This is a genomic window from Candidatus Merdisoma sp. JLR.KK011, from assembly GCF_036941125.1.
Lineage (GTDB): Bacteria > Bacillota > Clostridia > Lachnospirales > Lachnospiraceae > Laedolimicola.
The window spans coordinates 2,355,644-2,377,445 of the sequence record NZ_JAYWSZ010000003.1 but is presented as its reverse complement, the minus strand read 5'-3'; the positions used below and the strand labels follow the sequence as shown (position 1 = coordinate 2,377,445).

Below are 21,802 nucleotides of genomic sequence, written 5' to 3'. Positions count from 1 at the left end.
GTTATGGTAGTTATAGTTAGGATGCCTTATAAGTGCCTCCGCAGACTGCCGGCTGTTGTCCTTTGAAGTACACTTAAGTGGACACCCTTAAAACTACTTTTCATATACATTATCGAGCAATAATAAAATAACTTAAGGGTTTTTCAAAATTTTTTTTATTTTTTTCTTATTCCCCTTTTAGCCATTATGTCTGCCGCTCTTTTATACTCTCCAATACACTTGTACATGGTGCTTCTGCCCATATTGCATAAGCGGGCAAACTCATTTATGGTAATGGATCCCTGTTCCCAGCTTCGATAGAGATCTGAAAAATTTTCGGGTACGGGAATAGCCGGTTTTCCAAACTTTACGCCTCGTTTCCTTGCTGCCTCAATTCCTTCCGCCTGCCGGGTGCGGATATTGTTCCGCTCATTCTCGGCCACAAAGGACAGAAGCTGCAGAACGATATCGCTGATAAAATTTCCTAATAGATCTCTGCTTTTTGTCGTATCCAAAAGAGGCATGTCTTGAATAATGATATCCGCTCCCAGCTCTTTGGTAAGCATCCGCCACTGTTCTTTGATTTCTTCATAATTACGTCCCAGCCGATCAATACTTTTTGTCACTACCACATCGCCGGCCGTCAGCTTTTTTATCATTCTTTGGTACGCTGGTCTGTGAAAATCTTTTCCACTCTGCCGGTCGATGAATATATTGGCCGGAGGGATTCCTGCTTTTTCCAACGAAATTAACTGACGTTCTACATTCTGTTCTCGGGTAGATACACGTACATAACCGTATACATTTTTCATCACAAAGCTCTCCTTCTTTATCTTCCGTATTTCTCTTTCGCTGCTGAGAAATATATTACCAAAGAAGAAACTTTATTGTGACACGAAATATATTTCAACTAAAGGGATTCTTCTTACTTGTTATGCCTGCCTGGCATTCTTATATTCAACCTATCAAAACCCTTTTTCCGCAAAAAGCAAACCCGTACTTGCGTATCTTTTCCCTGGGAATTCCTTTTTCCACAAGGGTTGCCTCATAGTTCTTTTTCTCGATCTGCTCCAGTGCAGCTCTTACTGTATCGGACAAGTCCTTCTCATCCTCCGGATCCTGTACTTTGAACTCCAGAATGACTGCGTCGTCGTCTCCCTTTGGCTCCATCATCACATCATACCGGCCAAAGCCGCTTTCACGGTTAGAGCTTACGGTATAGCGGTCGGACAGTTCCACCAGCAGCCCCAGCACAAAGCCGTGGTAAAAGCGTTCCGGCTCCGCGGCTTCTGAAGGCTTGTTTCCGGCGTCGAAAATACTGAAGGTTGCTAGAGCTACCTTATTAATGTAGAAGTTCATCCCCTTCACGTCATCCTCCAGTAATGCCTGGATAAATCCGTTATACTCCTTCCGGCTTTTGCGGAACCAGCTTTTTACCATGACGCGGAACATCTTTCTTACTTCCCGGTTTGTCAGACACAGTTCATAGTCCAATTCGTCCACATCTTCATTGTTGTACTCGCCGTATCGCAGTACCTTTAGATAACCGCTGGCCAGCAGAAGGCTGAAGATTCCTTCTGCGCTTCCGTCCAGCTCCCCGTACACAATCTGTTCGTCTATCTGGGCTATGATTGACTGGCCGGAAATAAGGGCTTCAAAATCCTGCTTGATATCCGTGCCGCTTTCCCTGAGCAGCTTTCCTACCAGGCTGTTGGAGCTGGAATTGGCCCAGTAGGTATCCAGCTTTCCGGTATCCAGATAATTCAGAATCGACCAAGGATTATAGATATCTGTATGGGTTCCAAAGATAAATCCGTCATACCAGCTTTTTACTTCCTGCATTTTATCAGACATTCCAAATTCATCCAAGGCTGCAAAAACCTCTTCTTCCGTAAATCCGAAGCAATCCGCATACTCAGCGGAGGTTGTTGTAACTACCTTCAGATTATTTAAATCTGAAAAGATAGATTCCCTGCTCACCCTTGTAATGCCTGTCATAATGGCCCGATCCAGATGGGGATTTGTCTTAAAAGTTGAATTAAACATGCTTCTGGTAAAGGAAACCAGCTCCTCCCAGTATCCGTTTACATAGGCTTCCTGCATAGGGGTATCATACTCATCCAGAAGAATAATCACTTTTTTTCCATAATAGCGTTCCAAATAAGAAGATAAAGATTTTAAAGCGAGAGAGGCTGTCACCTCTGAAATATCGGAAGTTACTTTCCGAAAAAAAATCTCTTCCCCTTCTTTTAAAAAGCCTTCTGTCAGCAAAAAGTCATGCTGAATATAAAGGTTCTGTAAAATCTGGTAGATTTTTTCTTTTGTATCTGTAAAATTTGTTTCTTTTATATCCGCAAAACTCAGCGCAATTACCGGATAGGTTCCCTGCAGCTTTCTGTACTTCTCGCTTTCCCAGATAGACAACCCTTCAAACAGTTCACCTTTTCCGGCATACTTTATGGAAAAAAACTGCTCTGTCATACTCATGTTGAGTGTCTTGCCGAAACGTCTGGGACGGGTAATCAGCGTCACCATATCCTGATTTTCCCACCACTCCTTGATAAACTTGGTTTTATCAATATAAAAATTATCATTTGTAATCAATTGTTCAAAATTTTGATATCCGATTCCTACGGTTCTTGCCATCTTTGCACCATCCTTTCCTGTGCTTTTTACTGTATACCGGCATTTGACAAAAATAATTTAAAAGTGCTTGATTACTTTCAGTATAACAACTTAAGACAGCTGATTCAATGATTATTCGACCTTAGAATTAAATTTATCCCTGTCCACTTAAGTGTACTTTACCGGACAACAGCCGGCAGTCCGCAGAGGCACTTATGAGGCATCCTAACTATAACTACCATAACTTTTAAGGGGAAAAGGATGTTCCCTGCAATGATCAAGGAGGAAAAACTATGAGAATTCAGCACAATATTACTGCATTAAATGCACACAGAAACTTAAGCAACAACAACTCTTTCGTAGGAAAGAACCTGGAGAAATTATCTTCTGGTTACAAGATTAACCGCGCTGGCGACGACGCTGCAGGCCTGGCTATTTCCGAGAAGATGAGAGCTCAGATTACCGGTCTTGAGACCGCTACCAAGAACGCAGAGGACGGCGTTGCTCTGGTACAGACTGCTGAGGGTGCTTTAACTGAAGTTCACTCCATGCTTAATCGTATGGTTGCTCTGGCTACACAGTCCGCAAACGGAACTTACTCCAGCACCAACCGTAAGGAGATGCAGAAGGAGATTGCTCAGCTGAACGAAGAGATCGACAGAATCAGCAAGAGTGCAAACTTCAACGGTATGACTCTGTTCAGCGGCACCTTGGCTACTGGCGGAAAGGGAATCACACTTCATGTAGGTGAGACTTCTAAGGCACATAACCAGTTGACAATTTCTTTGACTTTAATGGATACTTCAACGATTGGTGGAAAGACACCTATGTCTATAGGCAAGACATCTGCAGCAGAATCTGTTGGAAAGATCAGTATCACAACAGCCGCTAAGGCAAAGGATGCTATCGATATCGTAAACAACGCTATCGACCAGATTTCTTCCATGCGTTCCACCTTCGGTGCTCTTCAGAACCGTCTGGAGCACACCATCAACAACCTGGGTGTTCAGACCGAGAACATCACCTCTGCTGAGAGCCGTATCCGTGACGTAGACATGGCAAAAGAGATGATGGCTTATACCAAGAATAACATTCTGGTTCAGGCTTCTCAGGCTATGCTTGCTCAGGCTAATCAGGTTCCGCAGGGAGTTCTGCAGTTACTGCAGTAAGCTGAATAAACAACAAAAAAGCGCCGGTCCTTTGGACCAGCGCTTTTTTGTTTTACGGCATTTGGACTTCACGTATAAAAATTCAGAAAAAGGAGTAAACATCTATGAAGCTGCCCCTTACCATATCCCTTCTGGCCTCCAACCGAATTGCCACTCTGGAGCGCTGCCTGGATTCCCTGACACCTCTTCTAAGGCAGGTTCCGGCAGAACTCATTGTCGTATTTACCGGAACAGATGAGCGAGTCCGGCAGGTCGCAGAGCGTTATACGGATCAAATCATCCCCTTTACCTGGTGCAACGACTTTTCCGCAGCCCGGAATGCCGGCCTGAAGCATGCAAAGGGAGAGTGGTTCCTTTACCTGGATGATGACGAATGGTTCGATGATGTGACGGAAATCTGCGATTTTTTCCAAAGCGGCGAATGCCGGCAGTACAATTCCGCCGCCTACATCCAGCGCAATTATCTGGACTGGGAGGGCTCCAGGCATTCGGATGGCTTTGTCTACCGGATGGTCAAAAGAACACCCCAGCAGCGCTTTGAGAATCCCATCCATGAAGAACTGCAGCCCTGTTATTCTCCCTGTAAGATTTTTAGCACCTATGTGCACCACTACGGTTATATCGGCAGCATCGCAAGGAACAGCACAGGCAAGACTTCCCGGAATATTCCGCTTTTGCAGAAAGATGTCCAGGAGCGGCCGGACTATACCAAGAATTACCTCCAGCTGACCCAGGAATACTGCATCGAGGAAAGATGGGACGAGGCAGAGGAGATCTGCCGGAAGGGCATTGAAATCTGTAAAAAGAAGGAAGCGGCCCTCCGTGGCTGGCTCCAGGTCAATCTAATTGAGATCCTGTACCAAAAGAAGCAGTTTGAGGAAGCAGAGAGGGAGGCCTTTGGAATACTGGAAGGAAAGCCGAACGAGCTGACGCGCCTGCTGCTCTTTCAGCTGCTGATCGGAATCAACGAGCAGCGAAAGGACTTTGAAAAACAGCTCCAGTGGGGTGTTAAATTTGAGGAGCTCCTGGCTTACATGGATCGCCACCCGGAGCTTTGGCTCAAACAGCAGATGGGAACCATAAACAAAGACAAGGTGTTGAATCCGGACTGGCTGTATCCGGCGCGTCTGAACTGCATCCGGGCTTCCCTGGAGGTTCAGAACTATAAGGAAACCGAATATTTTCTGGAGCTTCTGCCCTGGGAGGAGGAATGCAGGATTCAGACCTACTATCCTCTTCTGGATCGGTGGAAGGAGCACTATGCGCCCCATTTACAGGAGCTTCTGGCAAAGCTGCCCCGGGATTCGGCTTACCTCTTATATCAGAAACTCCTTTATGAGGAACAAAAAAAGCAGGGTAAGGAGGAGGCAGATCTGTTCCTGCTTCACCGCTGTCTGAAGGAAATCGATCAGCCGTACCTTCAAAGACAGCTGATCGAAAAGGTGTTGATGGAAAAGAAGGATTTCTCGGTATTGCTGAATCGAATAGATCTGGATACCTGGAGAAATCATATTTCCCAAATTGTAAATGCGGCGGCCTATGAAGAAAACCAATATCTGTGGGAGGCCAGGGAGGTTCTTTTTAACGAGCATCCGCTGCAGGGCCTTTGGCTTGAGAAGCTTCTGTTGGAAAAAAAGCTTTCTCACGGTTTTCTGATGAAAAAGGATCTGCTGGAAGCGCTGGAAAGATACGCTTTTACCATTACTTCTTATTATGAAGCGCTGTATCAGCCTTCCATATTTCAATCAGACAAGCGCTGCCTTCTGCCGGCAGAATGCCGTCTGGCCTATGGACTCCAGGAAGCCTTAAGCTGCTGGGAACAGGGAAAGCTTGCCGAGACCATACGGTTTTTGCGAGAAGCTATTCTGATAGAACCCCGTATGACGGGAGTGGTTCGGGAGGTGATTCGCCTGCTGAACAACGAAATAGCCTGGCCTGTGCCGGATGCCGGGCCGGAGTTTGAACAGCTGGCCAAGCAGATGAAAGAGGCTCTGAGAGGTATGATAGAGGGCAGGAATGATAAAGAGGCCATGTCTGTACTTTTGCAGCTTCTTCCGTTGCTTCCAAAGGACAGGGAGCTTTTAAAAATGCAGCAGATCCTGCTGGCGCGGCTGGCAGACTAAAAACAACCATTGCAATTCCCTCCGGCTTGCTCTAAAATAGAGAGAGCAGACCATGAAGCAGAACTGGAGGATTGGCACATGAGTACTCTGGCCATTGTTATGATTGTAAAAAATGAAGAGAAAAGCCTTTCCCGCTGCCTTAAGCAGGCGGCAGGTCTGGCCGATAAACTATATATCACAGATACGGGCTCCACAGATCGAACCAAAGAAATTGCCGCTGCTTATGGGGCAGCGGTGACGGAATACGTTTGGAATCAGGATTTTGCGGCAGCCCGTAATTTTGCCTTGTCTCAGTCCGCCTGCGATTGGAATCTGATGTTGGACGCAGATGAATATCTGGCAAAGGGAAGCCGGAGAGAGCTGGAAGAATTTTTAAAGCATCCGGATCGGGTGGGAGCCATAGAGCGGAAGGACTACTATATGGAGGAGCTTCCCGGGGGCAGACAGGAGATGGCTTACGCATATTCCTACACTTCCCGGCTTCTTCCGCGAGGTGTGGGTTACACGGGGCGGATTCATGAGCAGGTGGATTCGGGGCTGCCTGTTTATCCGGTTCCTCTGCTGTTTGAACATGACGGATATCTGCGGCCGGGAAAGGCAGAGAGGAATCTTGCGATTCTTTTGGAGGAAGTGAAGGCTTCTCCGAAGGATTCTTATGTTCTCTTTCAGACTGCGGAGACTCTCCGGGGCCTGAAGCGTTATGAGGAGGCCTGCAAGTATTATGGAAGCTTCTATGAGTATGTACCTGGGAACGGCGCCGGATATCGTGCAAACGGAGTGATCAATTATCTCTATGCGCTGATTGGAGCCAAAGCCTGGGATCGGGCCCTGGAGGTAGCGGCAGAAGAGGAGGGGCGTCTGGGCAGCTATGCGGACTTTCATTTTGTCTGCGGAATTCTTTTTATGCAGGCGATTCTGGCGGATACTGCAAAATATATTTCCTATCTGCCGCGGATAGAGGCATCTTATTTAAAATGTCTGGAGATTGGGGAGGTCCCCGCTAACCAGGGGGTGGGAGGCACTGGTTCCTTCCGGGCAGCCTACAACCTGGGAACCTGGTATGAGGCGGCCGGCGATACAAAGAAGGCTAAAGCATACTATCAAAAAGCGGCTAAGGAGCAGTATCAGCCGGCTGTGGAGCGGCTTGGCTTATTATAAGGAAAGGATAAATATATGAATATAGCATTGATTTTGGCAGGGGGCGTAGATCCCAATTTCCGCATGGACGTACCAAAGCAGTTTGTGATTGTGGAAAATCGGCCGGTGATTGTATATACGCTGCAGGTCTTTCAGAATCATCCGGAGATTGATAGGATCCTGGTGTCCTGCCTGTCCGGATGGCAGGAGATGGTTAAGGCATACGGAAAGCAGTTTAATATCGATAAGCTTGAAAAGATCGTAGAGGGCGGCCCGGACGGACAGGAATCCATTCGAAGAGGAGTAATGTGGCTTAACGACAATTGCAGGCCCGACGATGTGGTGGTGATCCACGATGCTATCCGGCCTCTGGTGACAGAGGATCTGATTTCCGACAGCATTCATACCTGTCAGGAAAAGGGAATGGGCGTGGCGGCAGTCCGCTCCATGGATACGGTGATGCTGACGGTGGACGGACAGAGCGGGAGGGAGAGTATCTCCCGGTATCATATCCGAAGGATTCAGACGCCTCAGGCTTATCGCCTGGATTATCTGGAACAGGTACATCGGGAGGCGGCAGAGAAAGGAGTCTGCTGCTGCGTGGATAACAACAGTATGCTGGCGCGTCTGGGAGAGACCATCCAGTTTTCCAAAGGGTCTGATTTTAATATCAAATTGAATTCTGTGGAGGATGTGGAGATGTTCAAGGCTCTGTATCATATGAAAAAGCAGGATGATCATCAGTAGGAAGAGGAGTAGCTATGAATGTTGCGTTGATACTGGCGGGGGGCAGCGGCAAGCGTACGGAGCAGGATGTACCCAAGCAGTTTATTAATGTTTTTGATAAGCCTATTATTATTTATACGCTGGAGGCCTTTCAAAAGCATCCGGATATTGACGGGATCATTGTCTCCTGTCTGGAGGGCTGGGAGGAGATTCTGCGGGCCTATGCAAGGGAATACGGAATCACCAAGCTGAAATGGGTGGTGACCGGAGGAGAGAACGGGCAGGCCTCAGCAAGGATTGCTTTGTATGAGTTGGAAAAGGTTTGTACAGAGGATGATATTGTTTTAATCCATGACGGAGTCCGTCCTATGCTGGGTGGAGATGTTATTTCCGATTGTATTGTTACCTGCAGGCGCTATGGAAACGCCCTGTCGGCTATCCGCTGTCAAGAGACGGTAGTGGGAACTGAGGATGGAATCAGCGGAGACGTGAGCATTCACAGAAATACCATCATGCGTGTTATGACGCCTCAGGCGTATCGTTTCGGGAGGGTATTGTGGGGGCATAAGGAAGCTTTGAAGCGAGGTATTACCAACGCAGTTTATACCAATACGCTGATGCTGGAGCTGGGAGAGCGGGTATACTTTTCCACAGGATCGGCAAAAAATCTGAAGCTTACTACATTGGAGGATATTGAGATATTTAAAGCGCTCTACAGTGCGGAGCAGGAAGACTGGATAAAGTAAGGGAGAGAATGGGATGAGCCATACCGTACACAAACAACTTCTGTCAATGACAGATACATTGATTCGCGCAAACAAAGCATTGAAAATCAATCTGCCCAAGGCGCAGAAAAAGAAGGAAGGAATTATCCAGCTTTTGTCAGACTGCCAGGACAGCGCTATTTCCATCGGGGAAAATGTGGAGAAGCTGTACGGCGAGGGGACGAAGACGGTGGCGGAGCTGGAGGCTTACTGCGAGAATCTGTATCAGATGACCTTGGTGCTGGACAATCCGGTGCAGACGAAGGAGCTTCTAAAAGATCTTACAAGACAGCTGCTTCGGATCCGGCGGCTGGTTGCAGAAGAAGTGCCGGATCGCCTGGAAGCTGTGTTTCTGCCTTATAAGGCATCTATGTGGGATTCCCTGGAAAGTATCTGGAAAGCGGCCGATGCCGATGAGGAGTGTGATGCCTATGTGATTCCCATTCCCTATTATGACAGAAATCCGGACGGAAGCTTCCGGGAGGAGCATTACGAGGGAGAGCTGTTTCCGGAAGATGTGACAGTTACCTATTATGACGAATATGATTTCGGACTTCGGATGCCGGATGTCATATTTATCCACAATCCTTACGATGACGGGAATTTTGTAACCTCCGTACATCCTTATTTTTATTCCAAGAATCTGAAAAATTTTACGGAAAAGCTGGTCTATGTGCCTTATTTTATACAGAATGGGGAGGGAATTGACGAAGATTACGCAACCCCTTCAGCCGTTTTGTATGCAGATTATATCATTGCTCAGACGGAAAAGGAACGGGAGGATTATATCCGCCATTGCAGTAAACGGTATCCGGGCGTGAACTTTAAGGAAAAGGTTCTGGCCCTCGGCTCTCCGAAGATTGATAAAGCGCGCTCGGTGAACCGGGAAAATGTCAAGGTTCCAGAAGAATGGCTGGAGCGGATCGAGGGTAAAAAGGTGATTCTCTATAACACCAGCCTGAACGGGCTTTTAAAAGCCGGTGATGAATATTTGGAGAAAATGAAGGATGTGTTTGCCCTTTTTCAGAACAGGGAGGATGCGGTGCTTCTCTGGAGGCCTCATCCGCTGATGGAGAGTACGCTTCTTTCCATGCGGCCTGTACTGTATGCACAGTATATGGAACTGAAGAATTGGTTCCAGAAGGACAAGATCGGGATTTATGACGATACAGCGGATATGTATCCGGCTATCGGAATCAGCGACGCTTATTATGGCGATTGGAGCTCTCTGGTATGGCTTTACCGGGAGACGGGCAAACCGGTGATGATACAGGATGTGGATGTCCGGTCGGAGTAGAGCCGGCCATCCCCATACTGATAAGCAGCCACATAACAGGCGTCACAATAGGCAGATCCAGATTTACCAGGGACTGCGATACATAGCAGATTACAGCCAGCAATGCGCCGGCTATATAGGGACTTCTTGTCCGGTTCCGGAAAAGCCGGACAAAGGATGCGCCTAAAAAGAGCAGATAGAAGGCCAGCCCCAGTAATCCGATGGTTACCAGATATTGCAGGAAGGAGTTGTGGGCATTGTCAAAGAACATTCCTGTGTCGTTCTGCATCTGCAGCAGGATGGTCTGACTGACCAGACATCCAAAGGTATCCGGACCGCAGCCGAACAGCTTGCCCATGGGCGTCAGATGGCTGTAGAGCCATAAAGATTTTTTCCATATATAGCCCCTGCCGCTTCCCCATCTGTCATTGAAGATAAGGTAAGAACCAAGAGCGGCATACTTTTCTTCCTGTCCGCTTTTGTTGGCGTCAAAGAGAAGCAGGCAGATAAGCAAAAATGCCGTCAGTATCAGCGCAGCCCATATATATGTATAAGTTATCGTTCTATGTTTCTTTAGAGTTTCTTTTTTCGGATGTTTCCAGCAATAAAACCCCAGCGTTACAGTGAGTACCCATAAGACGGGCGCCAGAACAGAAAGGACCTTCAGATTGGAAATGACTTGGAATAGTCCAAAAAGTCCAAAGGTCCGGTCGGCAAATCGGACGTCGGCAATACGGATCATCTTAAGAGCCGTAAAAAAGGTTGTCACCAGAAACAGATATTTCCATCTGCCTTTTTTGTCAGAAAATAATACAAAAGGAAGAAAGATAAAGACTGCGGCAAGACTTAGATAGGCATTGTCACTGCGCCCAAGGATAATGGCTGTCAGAGAAACAATAAAACAGGCGTAATACCAGATAGATTTTTTTAGGTTTTTTTCCAATGCGAACAGAGCGGCAGACAAGCCGAGAAGCATCCCCACATAAGCCGTATAGGTATTGATATTGCCTAATGTGGAAGTAAAGCTTGCCATGGAAGCCGGGGAATCTTTGCGGAAATGGAGAATGTCCATCTGAAAATAATCTGTGATACCAAATAGGCACAGGATCATCCCACTGGCCAGAAACACATCAAAAAGCCGTCCGTTTAAGAACCAGAAACGGCTGATTAAAAAATAGGAAACAACATACAGAGTCAGCAGGAACAGGCCGCTGTAACGGCCTTCATTGCCCCAGAAGGCTTCATAAGGGAAGCGTGACTGTAATGTGGAAATAACTGCTGTCAGCCAGAAGCCCAGAACCATAGCATCTGCCGCGCAAAAATTTTTTTTCCAGCTGCCTGGGTGCAGCCGGGACAGCAAAGCTTTGGCAGGTACGCCCGGTAAGCTTTTCCGATGAATACCTGCCATATAAAAGGCCAGAAGGAGCATGGCGCCGCTTAAGATCAGAATACACAGTGTGTAGAAGCAATATTTTGTTTCCAGAATATCGTAGTAGGAATCGTGAAGGATCAATGGAAATACCGTAACCAGAAGGAAAATGACAGTTTCTATCATTTTGTTTGCCGCAGAGCGATATTGAAAGATAATTGCGTCTGCGTTTCGGCTGTTGTCCGGATTTGTATGGGAGGCGGTGATTTTCATAATCAAGGAGCCTTTCTGTTCTGTAATAAGTTAAGCAATCATTATTTTTGCTGAGGGTATGATACAATAACAAAATCAGTATAGCATTGGCAGAAGGAGGATGCAAGCAGCCGGAAGAGGCAGTGCAGCTGCGAAAAGATGCTGGATAGTGTACTAAAACTATGGTAAGATAAAAACATGGAAGGCGAGGAGGTGTGCCATATGACGAGAACTGTAGGAATAGGGCTGCAAAACTTTGAGAAGATACGAGAGAGACAATGCTTTTATGTAGATAAAACAAAATTTATAAAAGAGTGGTGGGAAAATCTGGATGATGTCACCCTGATTACCCGCCCCAGGCGCTTTGGAAAGACGCTGACTATGAGTATGACGGAGCAGTTCTTTTCCATAAACTATGAGGGCCGGGGAGAGCTGTTTGAAGGACTTTCCATCTGGGAGGATGAAAAGTACAGAGAACTGCAGGGAACCTGTCCGGTGATTAGCCTTTCATTCGCCAATGTAAAGGAAAGCAGCTATGAGTCAACCGTGCAGAGAATCAATCAGATTCTTACGAATCTGTATTATGAGTATAGCTTTGTGCTGGAGGGAGATTCTCTGTTATCCGAGGAAAAAGAAGATTTCCGAAGTGTTTCCAAAAGTATGCCGGAGGTTACGGCTACGATGGCTCTTCACCAATTATCAAGGTTTTTGTATAAATATTATCATAAAAAGGTGATTATTCTCTTGGACGAGTATGATACTCCCATGCAGGAAGCCTATGTGAATGGATATTGGGAGGAGCTGGTTTCCTTTACCAGAAGTATGTTCAATTCGACCTTTAAAACGAATCCCTATCTGAACAGGGCTATTATGACAGGGATTACAAGAGTGAGCAGGGAATCTATCTTTTCTGATTTAAATAATCTCGAGGTGGTGACAACTACTTCGGAAAAGTATGCGGATTGCTTTGGGTTTACGGAAGAAGAAGTATTCGCTGCACTGGATGAGTGCGGAATGCCGGACAGAAAGCAAGAGGTTAAAAGCTGGTATGATGGATTTACCTTTGGGGATCATACGGATATCTATAATCCCTGGTCTGTTTTAAACTATTTGGATAAAAGAAAGGCGGGAACGTATTGGGCCAATTCCAGCTCCAACAGCCTGGTAGGAAAACTGATTCGTGAGGGAAGTGCAGATATTAAGCAGGAATTTGAGGATTTGATTTCGGGTAAGCCGATTATAAAACCAATAGATGAGCAGATTGTGTATGGAGAGCTGGAAGGAAATGAAGAAGGGATCTGGAGTCTCTTGCTGGCCAGCGGTTATCTGAAAGTACTCGATTATGAAGAAGATTGGGAATCAGTGGATGCGCCGGACTACGAGCTGGCGCTTACCAATCGTGAAGTAAGGCGGATGTTCTGCGTCATGGTACGGGACTGGTTTGGCAGGAGCAGAAGGGAATATAACGAGTTTATTAAAGCTATGCTGGCAGATGATTTGAAAACCATGAATTATTATATGAATAAGGTGGCTCTCGCTACTTTTAGCAGCTTTGATGTTGGGAATAAACCCTCGGAAGCAGCAGAGCCGGAGCGTTTTTATCATGGGTTTGTTTTGGGGCTTCTGGTGGAATTGGCTGACCGTTATACAGTGACCTCGAATCGTGAGAGCGGCTTTGGACGATATGATGTGATGTTGGAACCAAAACATGAAGATGATGGAATTATTTTAGAATTCAAAGTGCAGGATCCAGAGGATGAGAAAGAGCTATCCGATACGGTAAAGGCGGCTTTGGAACAGATAGAAAAGAAGAAATATGAAACCATTTTGATGGAAAAGGGAGTTCCAAGAGAAAAAGTGCGCAAGTATGGCTTTGCCTTTTGTGGGAAAAATGTCTTGATTGGATCAGACCAAAGGTAAGGAGGTGCGAAGCATGGCGAGAACGGTGGGTATTGGTCTGCAAAGCTTTGAGAACGTACGAGAGAGACAATGCTTTTATGTAGATAAAACAAAATTTATAAAAGAGTGGTGGGAAAATCTGGATGATGTCACCTTGATTACCCGTCCCAGGCGCTTTGGAAAGACACTGACTATGAGTATGACGGAGCAGTTCTTTTCCGTAAATTATGAGGGCAGGGGAGAGCTGTTTGAAGGACTTTCCATCTGGGAGGATGAAAAGTACAGAGAACTGCAGGGAACCTATCCGGTGATTAGCCTTTCATTCGCCAATGTAAAGGAAAGCAGCTATGAGTCAACCGTGCAGAGAATCAATCAGATTCTTACGAATCTGTATTATGAGTATAGCTTTGTGCTGGAGGGAGATGCTTTGTTATCCGAGGAAAAAGAAGATTTCCGCAGTGTTTCCAAAAGTATGCCGGAGGTTACGGCTACGATGGCTCTTCACCAATTATCAAGGTTTTTGTATAAATATTATCATAAAAAGGTGATTATTCTCTTGGACGAGTATGATACTCCTATGCAGGAAGCCTATGTGAATGGATATTGGGAGGAGCTGGTTTCCTTTACCAGAAGTATGTTCAATTCAACCTTTAAAACGAATCCCTATCTGAACAGGGCTATTATGACAGGGATTACAAGAGTGAGCAGGGAATCTATTTTTTCTGATTTAAATAATCTCGAGGTGGTGACAACTACTTCGGAAAAGTATGCGGATTGCTTTGGGTTTACGGAAGAAGAAGTATTCGCTGCACTGGATGAGTGCGGAATGCCGGACAGAAAGCAAGAGGTTAAAAGCTGGTATGATGGATTTACCTTTGGGGATCATACGGATATCTATAATCCCTGGTCTGTTTTAAACTATTTGGATAAAAGAAAGGCGGGAACGTATTGGGCCAATTCCAGCTCCAACAGCCTGGTAGGAAAACTGATTCGGGAGGGAAACAAGGAGGTTAAGCAAAGGCTTGAGGGGCTGATGCACGGCGAGGCTTTCCGGGTGGAGATGGATGAGCAGATTGTGTATGGGGAATTGGCTGTAAAAAGAAACTCCGTCTGGAGTCTCCTCCTTGCCAGCGGTTATCTGAAAGCTCTGCAGGTAGAATATATAGAAACGGAAGGCCGCTGGTACTACACCCTGACCCTGACAAACCGGGAAGTGCGGATGATGTTTGAGAACATGATTCGGGGATGGTTTTCTGAGCAGGATGAGAATTATAATGATTTTATCAAGGCGCTGCTGTTAAATGACTTGAAGGCTATGAATTATTATATGAATAAAGTGGCCCTTGCTACGTTCAGTGCTTTTGATACAGGAAACAAGCCTTCAGAGGCTGCGGAGCCGGAGCGCTTCTACCACGGCTTTGTGCTGGGGCTGTTAGTAGACTTGTCTGACCGCTATGCGGTAGTCTCCAACCGTGAGAGCGGCTTTGGGCGGTATGATGTGATGCTGGAGCCCAAAAAGGACGATGACGGGATTATACTGGAATTCAAGGTACAGGATATGGAGGATGAAAAGGAGCTTGCGGATACGGTGAAGGCGGCCCTGCAGCAGATCGAGGAACGAAAGTACGAAGCTGCGCTTATAGCAAAGGGAGTTCCCAAAGAAAAGATAAGAAAATATGGGTTCGCCTTTTGTGGGAAAAGAGTTTTGATTGGCTGACGGTGCTGGGGCTGCCGCCTTATTTTGCGGCAGCCCCAAACTGACGGAGGGCAGCTGGATAGAGCAAAATCCAACCAATACAATGAATCGCAAGAATCACCAGATCTTTACCGGCGGCTGTCATGCTGCCGTTGGCCAGCTCCATAATTCCCTCAAAAGCTGCGCAGGATGGGATGAGATAGCAGATACCGGAGAGGATCTTATTTTCTGCCAGCGCCAGATATTTAAGAAGGGGAACCGCCATAAATACAATCATAAGAATTTTGATATAAACCACGCCTGCCATCATCCCGTCCGAAACACGGCCGATAAAGAGGCCGGCCAAAGACGACGCAAAGGCTGACAATACAGTTAATGCCAGCATTACCGCCATCCGGCCGGGAGAAAGCCGGAAACAGACTGCCGCCGTAACCATTGCGGACAGACAGCCAAACACAAAACCGATAAAAATTTTCTGAATTATATATTGCCTGGAGGTCATAGGCAGTATTTCATTGATCAGTGCAATCCCATCTTCTTTTTCGGAAATAATGTTCATTGCATTAAAAGTACAGCCCATGAACATGGCAGTAATCAGCGTCATTGCCATAAAAATATATTGAAATCCGGTCAGTACGTCAGGCTGTTCCAAGGTCTGTATACGGACTCCGGCCGACAGTTCCCTCTGTTCATAGAGAGCCGGAAGTGTGGCTGCCGTCTGCTGCCACAAAGGTAATTCATCACCAGATAAAGCTGTCTTGATGCTGTTTCCGTCCATTTCGACGCCAATCAGATTGGTAGACGGCTCCCGGATCGCCGAAAGCCATTCCTCCCTTGTCTGACAGACGGTAACATCGCCGTACCCCATAAGCCATTCCCTTGCTTCATCAGTGACTCCGCCGTCAACCACACAAAAGTAGTATTCGCCTAAAGAGGACAGGTCAATGGAACCGGCCATATTCAGTGCCATAGCGGCCATAACAGGCAGGAAAAACGACATGATGCAAAATTTATCTTTCCTAACGCTCTTCAGCTGATAGATCAATCCTTTCATAATTAACCCTCCTCCCCCATCTCTTTGCGAAACGCCGCAGCGGCAATGCCAAAGAGTAAAAGAATAACACACACTGCACAGATATAATAAACCGGGTTTGTAACAGGCGTGCCAAAAAAAGCATGTTTCAGCCCCATATACAGATGATAAAAGGGATGCCGGCAGATCCAGTCCATTTTAATTGCAGTGTTGGCCGACAGGAAAACCGGTGTTGCAATAAAAAGCGCAATCACCAGATAAGCCAGTGAAAATTGTTTAAAATCTTTTAACAGCATTGCACAGCTGAAGCCAGTGAGAGACATAATCAGAGATAAGATTCCTGTCTGTACAAGGACAGCAGGCAGCATACTGCCTGCTTCTTTTGGCCCGACATTGAACAGAGTCATCAAAGCTGCAAAAACGAAATCCGTAAGCAGAAAAAGGAAGACCTTGGAACATATAAACAGGCTCTTTTTCAGAGGCATAATAGCATGAATGCGTATCACTCCCATCTGTTTTTCTTTAAACAGCACAGACGCAATCCCCAAAAAGCCGACGGCAACAATCTCAATAAACAGCAGCTCACAGGTGATCTCCCTGCGCTGTTTCATTTCCGGAGTATGCTCCCCCACGGTTTCCGGCTTGTATCCGCTGCCGGAATGCAGAAGCGAGAGGGCATAGTCTGCTCTATGCCGGTCGGCTTTTGGGGTTCCCGCATAAAGTACAATATGGGGCCTGCCATCCTTTATGCGGATTCCGACACCGCCGCTTGTATCTCTGGCAAGCGCCTCATCCAGCTCTTCCTCAGAAGTTACTAGGTGGATAAGGGGCGATGCCTGTGTATAAGTCCTTTCTGGATCATAGAGATAGACGTTGTAGATATTGGCATGATCTCCCATAAGATTCAGATAGCCAAAGTGAATGAACCCTGTATAGAGCAAAAGGGATCCAAGTGCTATCAGGAAAAATTTTCCTGACGCCATCATGCGGCAGTCCTTTTTGAATAAAGAAAAAAGGTACTTCAAGACAGCCTCCTTCCTGCATACTGGATAAAAATGTCCTCCAGCGTCGGCTCCTGGGAGTGAATACTGATCAGTTCATCAAATGGAAAAGGAAAACCTGACTTCAGCGACTGTGCATCCAGCGTCTGTTCTTCCCTCCTGCCCTGATACAGATAATGAACAGCAATGCTGCGGCTGCTGTTCTGTTCTTTTAGATTTTCCGGCGTATCAAGCGCAACAATGTTTCCATCAGAGATAAAAGCCACTCTGTCACAGAGCAGATCGGCATCCAGCATATTATGGGTTGTTACAAATACCGTTGTCCCCTTTTGGCGTTCCTTCTCTATAATCCTGCGGAAGAGGACAGCCCCGGCTGGATCAAGGCCGCTGGTCGGCTCGTCTAAAAACAGGAGTTTCGGGCTGCTGATCAAGGCCCTCGCCATACTGACACGCTGGCGCATCCCCTTGGAGTAGGAGGACACCGGTTTCCTTAAGAAATCCTTCTTAAATTCCAGTTCATCAAGCACCTCCAGGGCATTGCGCAGCTGTTCTTTGGGATAGAAAGAGGAAAAATAGCGCAGGTTGTCAAGGGCGCTTAGATTGGCGTACAGATAGGGAAACTCAAACAGGACGCCGATTTTCTGGAAGAATTCCTGGTCAGGCACTTCCCTTAACTCTTTCCCGAAGAGGGACACCATGCCGCCGTGTTCCTTCAGAATGCCGGTCAGTATCTTTTGGGTGGTAGACTTCCCGGAGCCGTTCGGCCCCAGGAATCCAAAGATTTCCCCATCCCCCACAGAGAAGTTCAGGCCGTGCAATGCCTGTTTGTCTTTTCCATAGGAAAATGTCAGATCCTTTACTTCAATCATTCATCATCCCCCCATTTTCCATATCGCTCCTTTTTCCTGCCCTGTTCCCGAGTGCTCCACCATTTTATAAACTTTACCTTGAAAGGGATAGAGAGGATAAGCGCCGCAGTCACAAGCCACCAGTACCATTCCAAACCTAAGAACATAATCCCTGCCTCCTTATTTTGAGGACGTTTCTTTCCTCTTGATGGGGTAAGAATAAAAAAGTGCGTTGAAGTTTATGTGAAATTGGTGTGAATTCGGTGTGAAATCTTTTATACGATAAGAAAAAGCCTCCATTTCTTTATAGAAACAGAAGCCTTTGGCACGGTTTATTTTATAGAAGGAATAGAAAAATAGAAGGTCACGCCGTCCTGCCGGTTGGAAGCGCCATACTTTAGATGATGCATGGAAAGGATTTGTGCCACAATCGCCAGCCCTAACCCGGAGCCGCTGTATTTTGCGTTTTTATCGCGGTAAAATTTTGTCCAGATTTTTGGAAGATTTTCCTGTGGGATAGGTTGTCCCTGATTGTAGATAAAAAAGTCCAGCATCCCTTCCCGTTCTGTGAGCGAAAGCTTCAAAATACCGCCAGGGCGGACGTTTCGTTTTGCATTGACGATGAGATTGTTCAGTACCTGCTCCATTCTGCCCTTATCGGCATTGACATAGGCAGGCAGCTCTGGCAATTCATATTGCAGGTTAAAATCAGCATCTGGGGCATCAACCAGCAGCCGTCCGGCAACCGTTTCCAGAAATTCAACGAATTCAAAGCGTTCCGGGTGAAGCCCGGCAGCTCCGCTTTCCAGTGCAGATAAGTCGAGCAGAGTGGTAATCAGGCAGCTCATGCGTTCCGTTTCTTTTATAATGACTTCATAGTAATGCTGCCTTTTCGCTTCCTCTGTTTCATCCTGCAGTCCTTCCGTATAAGCCTGGATCACGCCCAGGGGCGTTTTCATTTCGTGGGAAAGGCTGTCTGCCAGCTCTCTGCGCTCAGAGAGCAGACGCTTTTTCTGTTCCACATCCTGCTCCAGTTTCCGGTTGGCGTGTTCCAGCGCCCCGAATGTATCCTGCAGATTCTGGGCCATAATATTCAGACTGTGGGAGAGTTCCCCAAACTCATCGCGTCCCGATACCTTACATAGATGCGAGAAATCTAAATTCGCCATCCGCCCAGCGGCTTCATTCAGTTCCGACACGGGCTTTGAGATAAACCGGGCCATCCATAAATCAACCGCGCAGATTAAGGCGGCAACAAATATCAGCCAGATGATAAGGGAGACATCTGCGCTTAAGGGCAGCCTGGTAGAAAACACATAAGATAACACCAGAATAATCCCCATCAGTTTGGAAGCCAGCAGTATTTTTTTCCGAATGGTAAAAACGTTCATTTGTCCACTTATTTTCATGCTGTCACCTCAAATTTGTAGCCGGACCGGATAAGCGTAACAATGTGCCTGCCCTCGCTTCCCAATTTCTGGCGGAGGGTTTTGATATGCGTATCTACGGTTCTGGTGGTTCCCTCAAAATCATATCCCCATATGCGGTTGAGCAATTGCTCTCGGCTGAAAATCTGGCCTGGATTCGACATGAAAAAGTAAAGAAGCTCATACTCCTTGTGGGTCAGCGTGATCTCCTTTCCCTCCAGAAAAACTTTATGTGAAGCGGCATTGATTGAAATTTTACCGGCGTTTATCGTATCGGCCAAAAGAGCAGGAGAGCGGCGCAATAAGGCATTGGCCTTTGCCAGCAGCACCTTGGGGCTGAATGGTTTTGTCATATAATCATCTGCGCCCAATTCATAGCCCTTTAGTTTATCGTCCTCATTGCTTTTCGCTGTTAACATGATAATAGGGATACTGCTCATTTCTCTTGCCATCCTGCAGACGGAAAATCCATCAACATGGGGCATCATAATATCCAGTATCATCAAATCCACAGGATTGCTTTTCAGCGCCAGCAGCGCATCCATGCCGTCGTCAGCGGTAAAACAAGTATGGCCGCCGCGCTGCATATATTCGGCGATAATTTCCTGCATATTTTTTTCATCTTCGACAATTAGAATTTTTGCCATAGTATGCTTCCTCTTTCATTTCACCTTAGTTTAACACATGCAACGTATAATTGCACGTATCTTCTGGTTTTCACAGAGCAGCTGGCAGAAAAGTGGAGGCGAAAGGGATATTAATTGAAGAAATTGGAAGAAAAATATGTATTCCAGGAGGTGCCGTCTGCATCTCCTGTTTTTTTGCGGCAGCGGCTTTTAGAACCCGTTCACGGATTCTTACAGGCCCAATGGTCAAAACCGCTTCAGACAATGCTTTTCCACAAGGTTAATCCCTTGATAAAGAATCATGGCCATCACACAGAGAATCACAATGGACATCAGCACCATGTCAAGCTGGAACACCTGGCTCCCATAAATAATCAGATACCCCAGCCCCTGCCGGCTGCCGATAAATTCCCCGATCACCACCCCAACCAGGCAGAGGCCGATATTAACCTTCATGGTATTGATAAAGATGGGAACGGAGCTGGGAAGTACAACCTTGCGGAGCACATCCCTCTTATTTCCGCCCAGAGTGTAGATTAGTTTAACCTTTTCTGGATCCACCTCGGAAAATCCCGTGTAAATCGTTAAAATACTCCCGAATACAGCCACAGACATGCCGGCTGCGACAATTGTTTTCATATTGGCCCCAAGCCATACAATGAGAAGAGGGGCCAGGGCAGACTTAGGCAGGCTGTTGAGCACCACCAGATAAGGCTCCAGAATCCGGGAAAGGCTGTGGAAGAGCCACAGCAGAACGGCAGTCAGCAGACTGAACAGAAACACCAGGAAAAAGCTTAAGAGCGTTTCCGCCAGAGTCGTGCCGATATGCATAAAAACAGACCGGTCGGCCATCATAGAAACAAATATTTCACAGACGCGGCTGGGGCTGCTGAAAATAAAGGCGTCAATCAGATGAAGCCTTGCGCTTGCCTCCCAGATAAGCAGGAACAAAAGGAAAATAAAGATACGGGCAAGGGTAATGGCCCGAAGCTTCCGCTTCCGCTGTTCCAGAAAGCTTTGCTGAGCAAGAGACGGTTCAGCCACTTATATTCAACTCCTTCCAGATAAGATTAAAATAGTCTTTAAATTCCGGCGCATTCCTGGATCGCATAGGCGTGCGTTCCTCCATGGCAAAGGCTACGGGAACCAGCCTCTGCACCCGTCCGGGCCGTTTGGAAAGCACCAGTACCTGATCCGCCATGCTGATAGCCTCTGACAAGTCATGGGTAACAAGAATGGCAGTTTTTTCTTCTTTTTTAATAATGGCGGCAATGTCGTCACAGACGGAAAGCCTCGTCTGGTAATCAAGCGCAGAAAAGGGCTCATCCAGAAGCAGAAGATCCGGCTCCAGGGCCAGGGTGCGTATCAGGGCCGCTCTCTGGCGCATGCCTCCGGAGAGCTGGGAGGGCCTGGCGTCCCGAAAGGAAGAAAGACCATAGGTTTCCAGCATGGCATCCACAGAAGCCAGGTGCCTGGGGGTCAGTTTTTTCTGTATCTCCAGGCCCAGTGTCACATTGCTGTAGACGGTGCGCCATTCAAACAAATGATCCTTTTGCAGCATATATCCGATGTTGGATCCGGCCTCCCTAAGGGACTTCCCCAGGAAGGAAATCGTGCCCTCCTCAGGCTCAAGAAGGCCGCTGATCAGTGACAGAAGCGTGGATTTTCCGCAGCCGGAAGGGCCGACAATGGCCAGGAAGCTGCCGCTCTCCAGCTGAAAGGAGATGTCGGACAGGGCCAGGGTTTCCCCGTTCACTTCATGGTAGGAGTAGCTGACATGGGAAAGCTCCAGTAAAGGGTTCATAAGCATGCCTCCTATTAATAGTTCCGTAATATATAGCTATTTTATGAG

19 protein-coding genes are annotated in these 21,802 nt (G+C 46.9%); 8 read left to right on the top strand and 11 right to left on the bottom strand.

The genetic code is table 11. The features are described 5' to 3' along the window. Positions 1 to 155 precede the first annotated feature (155 nt). Both VV089_RS12730 and VV089_RS12725 read right to left on the bottom strand, forming a co-directional pair. Positions 156 to 791 carry a recombinase family protein gene (locus VV089_RS12730; protein WP_172541099.1) on the bottom strand — a complete coding sequence of 212 codons (636 nt, stop codon included), beginning with the start codon at positions 789 to 791 and terminating at the stop codon, positions 156 to 158. A 145-nt stretch (positions 792 to 936) separates the two neighbouring features. After that, complete coding sequence (locus tag VV089_RS12725) at positions 937 to 2,625, bottom strand: AAA family ATPase (RefSeq protein ID WP_334336104.1); 1,689 nt, start codon at positions 2,623 to 2,625, stop codon at positions 937 to 939. A gap of 272 nt (positions 2,626 to 2,897) precedes the next feature. Here VV089_RS12725 and VV089_RS12720 point away from each other — a divergent pair, with 272 nt between their 5' ends. The 6 genes from VV089_RS12720 (at position 2,898) to VV089_RS12695 (ending at position 9,820) form a co-directional block, all read left to right on the top strand. Beyond that, positions 2,898 to 3,773 carry a flagellin N-terminal helical domain-containing protein gene (locus VV089_RS12720; protein ID WP_334336103.1) on the top strand — a complete coding sequence of 292 codons (876 nt, stop codon included), beginning with the start codon at positions 2,898 to 2,900 and terminating at the stop codon, positions 3,771 to 3,773. Positions 3,774 to 3,877: 104 nt separating this feature from the next. Beyond that, positions 3,878 to 5,896: a tetratricopeptide repeat-containing glycosyltransferase gene (locus VV089_RS12715; RefSeq protein ID WP_334336102.1), complete on the top strand. Its 2,019-nt coding sequence runs from the start codon at positions 3,878 to 3,880 to the stop codon at positions 5,894 to 5,896. Positions 5,897 to 5,974: 78 nt separating this feature from the next. Continuing rightward, entirely contained in the window at positions 5,975 to 7,054 is a 1,080-nt protein-coding gene (locus VV089_RS12710) for a tetratricopeptide repeat-containing glycosyltransferase family 2 protein (protein WP_334336101.1), read from the top strand. Positions 7,055 to 7,069: 15 nt separating this feature from the next. Then, positions 7,070 to 7,780, top strand: coding sequence for an IspD/TarI family cytidylyltransferase (locus VV089_RS12705; RefSeq protein WP_334336100.1), 711 nt, complete (start codon positions 7,070 to 7,072; stop codon positions 7,778 to 7,780). 14 nt (positions 7,781 to 7,794) lie between these two features. Beyond that, positions 7,795 to 8,505, top strand: coding sequence for an IspD/TarI family cytidylyltransferase (locus tag VV089_RS12700; protein ID WP_334336099.1), 711 nt, complete (start codon positions 7,795 to 7,797; stop codon positions 8,503 to 8,505). Between the two features lie 13 nt (positions 8,506 to 8,518). Further along, positions 8,519 to 9,820 carry a CDP-glycerol glycerophosphotransferase family protein gene (locus VV089_RS12695; protein ID WP_334336098.1) on the top strand — a complete coding sequence of 434 codons (1,302 nt, stop codon included), beginning with the start codon at positions 8,519 to 8,521 and terminating at the stop codon, positions 9,818 to 9,820. Here the strand turns inward: VV089_RS12695 and VV089_RS12690 are convergent. Beyond that, the gene (locus tag VV089_RS12690; protein WP_334336097.1) at positions 9,720 to 11,441 is read right to left on the bottom strand and encodes an O-antigen ligase family protein; all 1,722 of its coding nucleotides are present in this window, start codon (positions 11,439 to 11,441) and stop codon (positions 9,720 to 9,722) included. The two genes, VV089_RS12695 and VV089_RS12690, sit on opposite strands and share 101 nt — an antisense overlap. 201 nt (positions 11,442 to 11,642) lie before the next feature. Here VV089_RS12690 and VV089_RS12685 point away from each other — a divergent pair, with 201 nt between their 5' ends. Both VV089_RS12685 and VV089_RS12680 read left to right on the top strand, forming a co-directional pair. Beyond that, positions 11,643 to 13,340 (top strand): AAA family ATPase, encoded by a 1,698-nt coding sequence (locus VV089_RS12685; protein WP_334336096.1) that lies wholly within the window; start codon positions 11,643 to 11,645, stop codon positions 13,338 to 13,340. Positions 13,341 to 13,353: 13 nt separating this feature from the next. Beyond that, the gene (locus VV089_RS12680; protein WP_334336095.1) at positions 13,354 to 15,036 is read left to right on the top strand and encodes an AAA family ATPase; all 1,683 of its coding nucleotides are present in this window, start codon (positions 13,354 to 13,356) and stop codon (positions 15,034 to 15,036) included. Between the two features lie 19 nt (positions 15,037 to 15,055). On the opposite strand, the gene VV089_RS12675 is transcribed toward VV089_RS12680, so the two are convergent. The 8 genes from VV089_RS12675 to VV089_RS12640 all read right to left on the bottom strand — a co-directional run bounded on the left by VV089_RS12675 (position 15,056) and on the right by VV089_RS12640 (position 21,754). Then, the gene (locus VV089_RS12675; protein WP_334336094.1) at positions 15,056 to 16,069 is read right to left on the bottom strand and encodes an ABC transporter permease; all 1,014 of its coding nucleotides are present in this window, start codon (positions 16,067 to 16,069) and stop codon (positions 15,056 to 15,058) included. A 2-nt stretch (positions 16,070 to 16,071) separates the two neighbouring features. Further along, positions 16,072 to 17,073: an ABC transporter permease gene (locus VV089_RS12670; RefSeq protein ID WP_334336093.1), complete on the bottom strand. Its 1,002-nt coding sequence runs from the start codon at positions 17,071 to 17,073 to the stop codon at positions 16,072 to 16,074. Beyond that, a complete protein-coding gene (locus VV089_RS12665) occupies positions 17,070 to 17,918 on the bottom strand; it encodes an ABC transporter ATP-binding protein (RefSeq protein WP_334336092.1) in 849 nt (282 codons plus the stop codon). The genes VV089_RS12670 and VV089_RS12665 overlap by 4 nt, the downstream gene beginning before the upstream one ends. Beyond that, positions 17,915 to 18,064 carry a hypothetical protein gene (locus tag VV089_RS12660; RefSeq protein ID WP_172542188.1) on the bottom strand — a complete coding sequence of 50 codons (150 nt, stop codon included), beginning with the start codon at positions 18,062 to 18,064 and terminating at the stop codon, positions 17,915 to 17,917. The genes VV089_RS12665 and VV089_RS12660 overlap by 4 nt, the downstream gene beginning before the upstream one ends. Before the next feature lie 165 nt (positions 18,065 to 18,229). Then, a complete protein-coding gene (locus VV089_RS12655; RefSeq protein ID WP_334336091.1) occupies positions 18,230 to 19,306 on the bottom strand; it encodes a HAMP domain-containing sensor histidine kinase in 1,077 nt (358 codons plus the stop codon). After that, complete coding sequence (locus VV089_RS12650; RefSeq protein ID WP_172542192.1) at positions 19,303 to 19,971, bottom strand: response regulator transcription factor; 669 nt, start codon at positions 19,969 to 19,971, stop codon at positions 19,303 to 19,305. Before VV089_RS12650 ends, VV089_RS12655 begins: the two co-directional genes overlap by 4 nt. Positions 19,972 to 20,196: 225 nt before the next feature. Further along, on the bottom strand, positions 20,197 to 20,994 hold the full coding sequence (locus VV089_RS12645) for an ABC transporter permease (protein WP_172542194.1): 798 nt from the start codon (positions 20,992 to 20,994) through the stop codon (positions 20,197 to 20,199). Next, positions 20,987 to 21,754: an ABC transporter ATP-binding protein gene (locus VV089_RS12640; protein WP_334336090.1), complete on the bottom strand. Its 768-nt coding sequence runs from the start codon at positions 21,752 to 21,754 to the stop codon at positions 20,987 to 20,989. The genes VV089_RS12645 and VV089_RS12640 overlap by 8 nt, the downstream gene beginning before the upstream one ends. Positions 21,755 to 21,802: the final 48 nt, after the last annotated feature.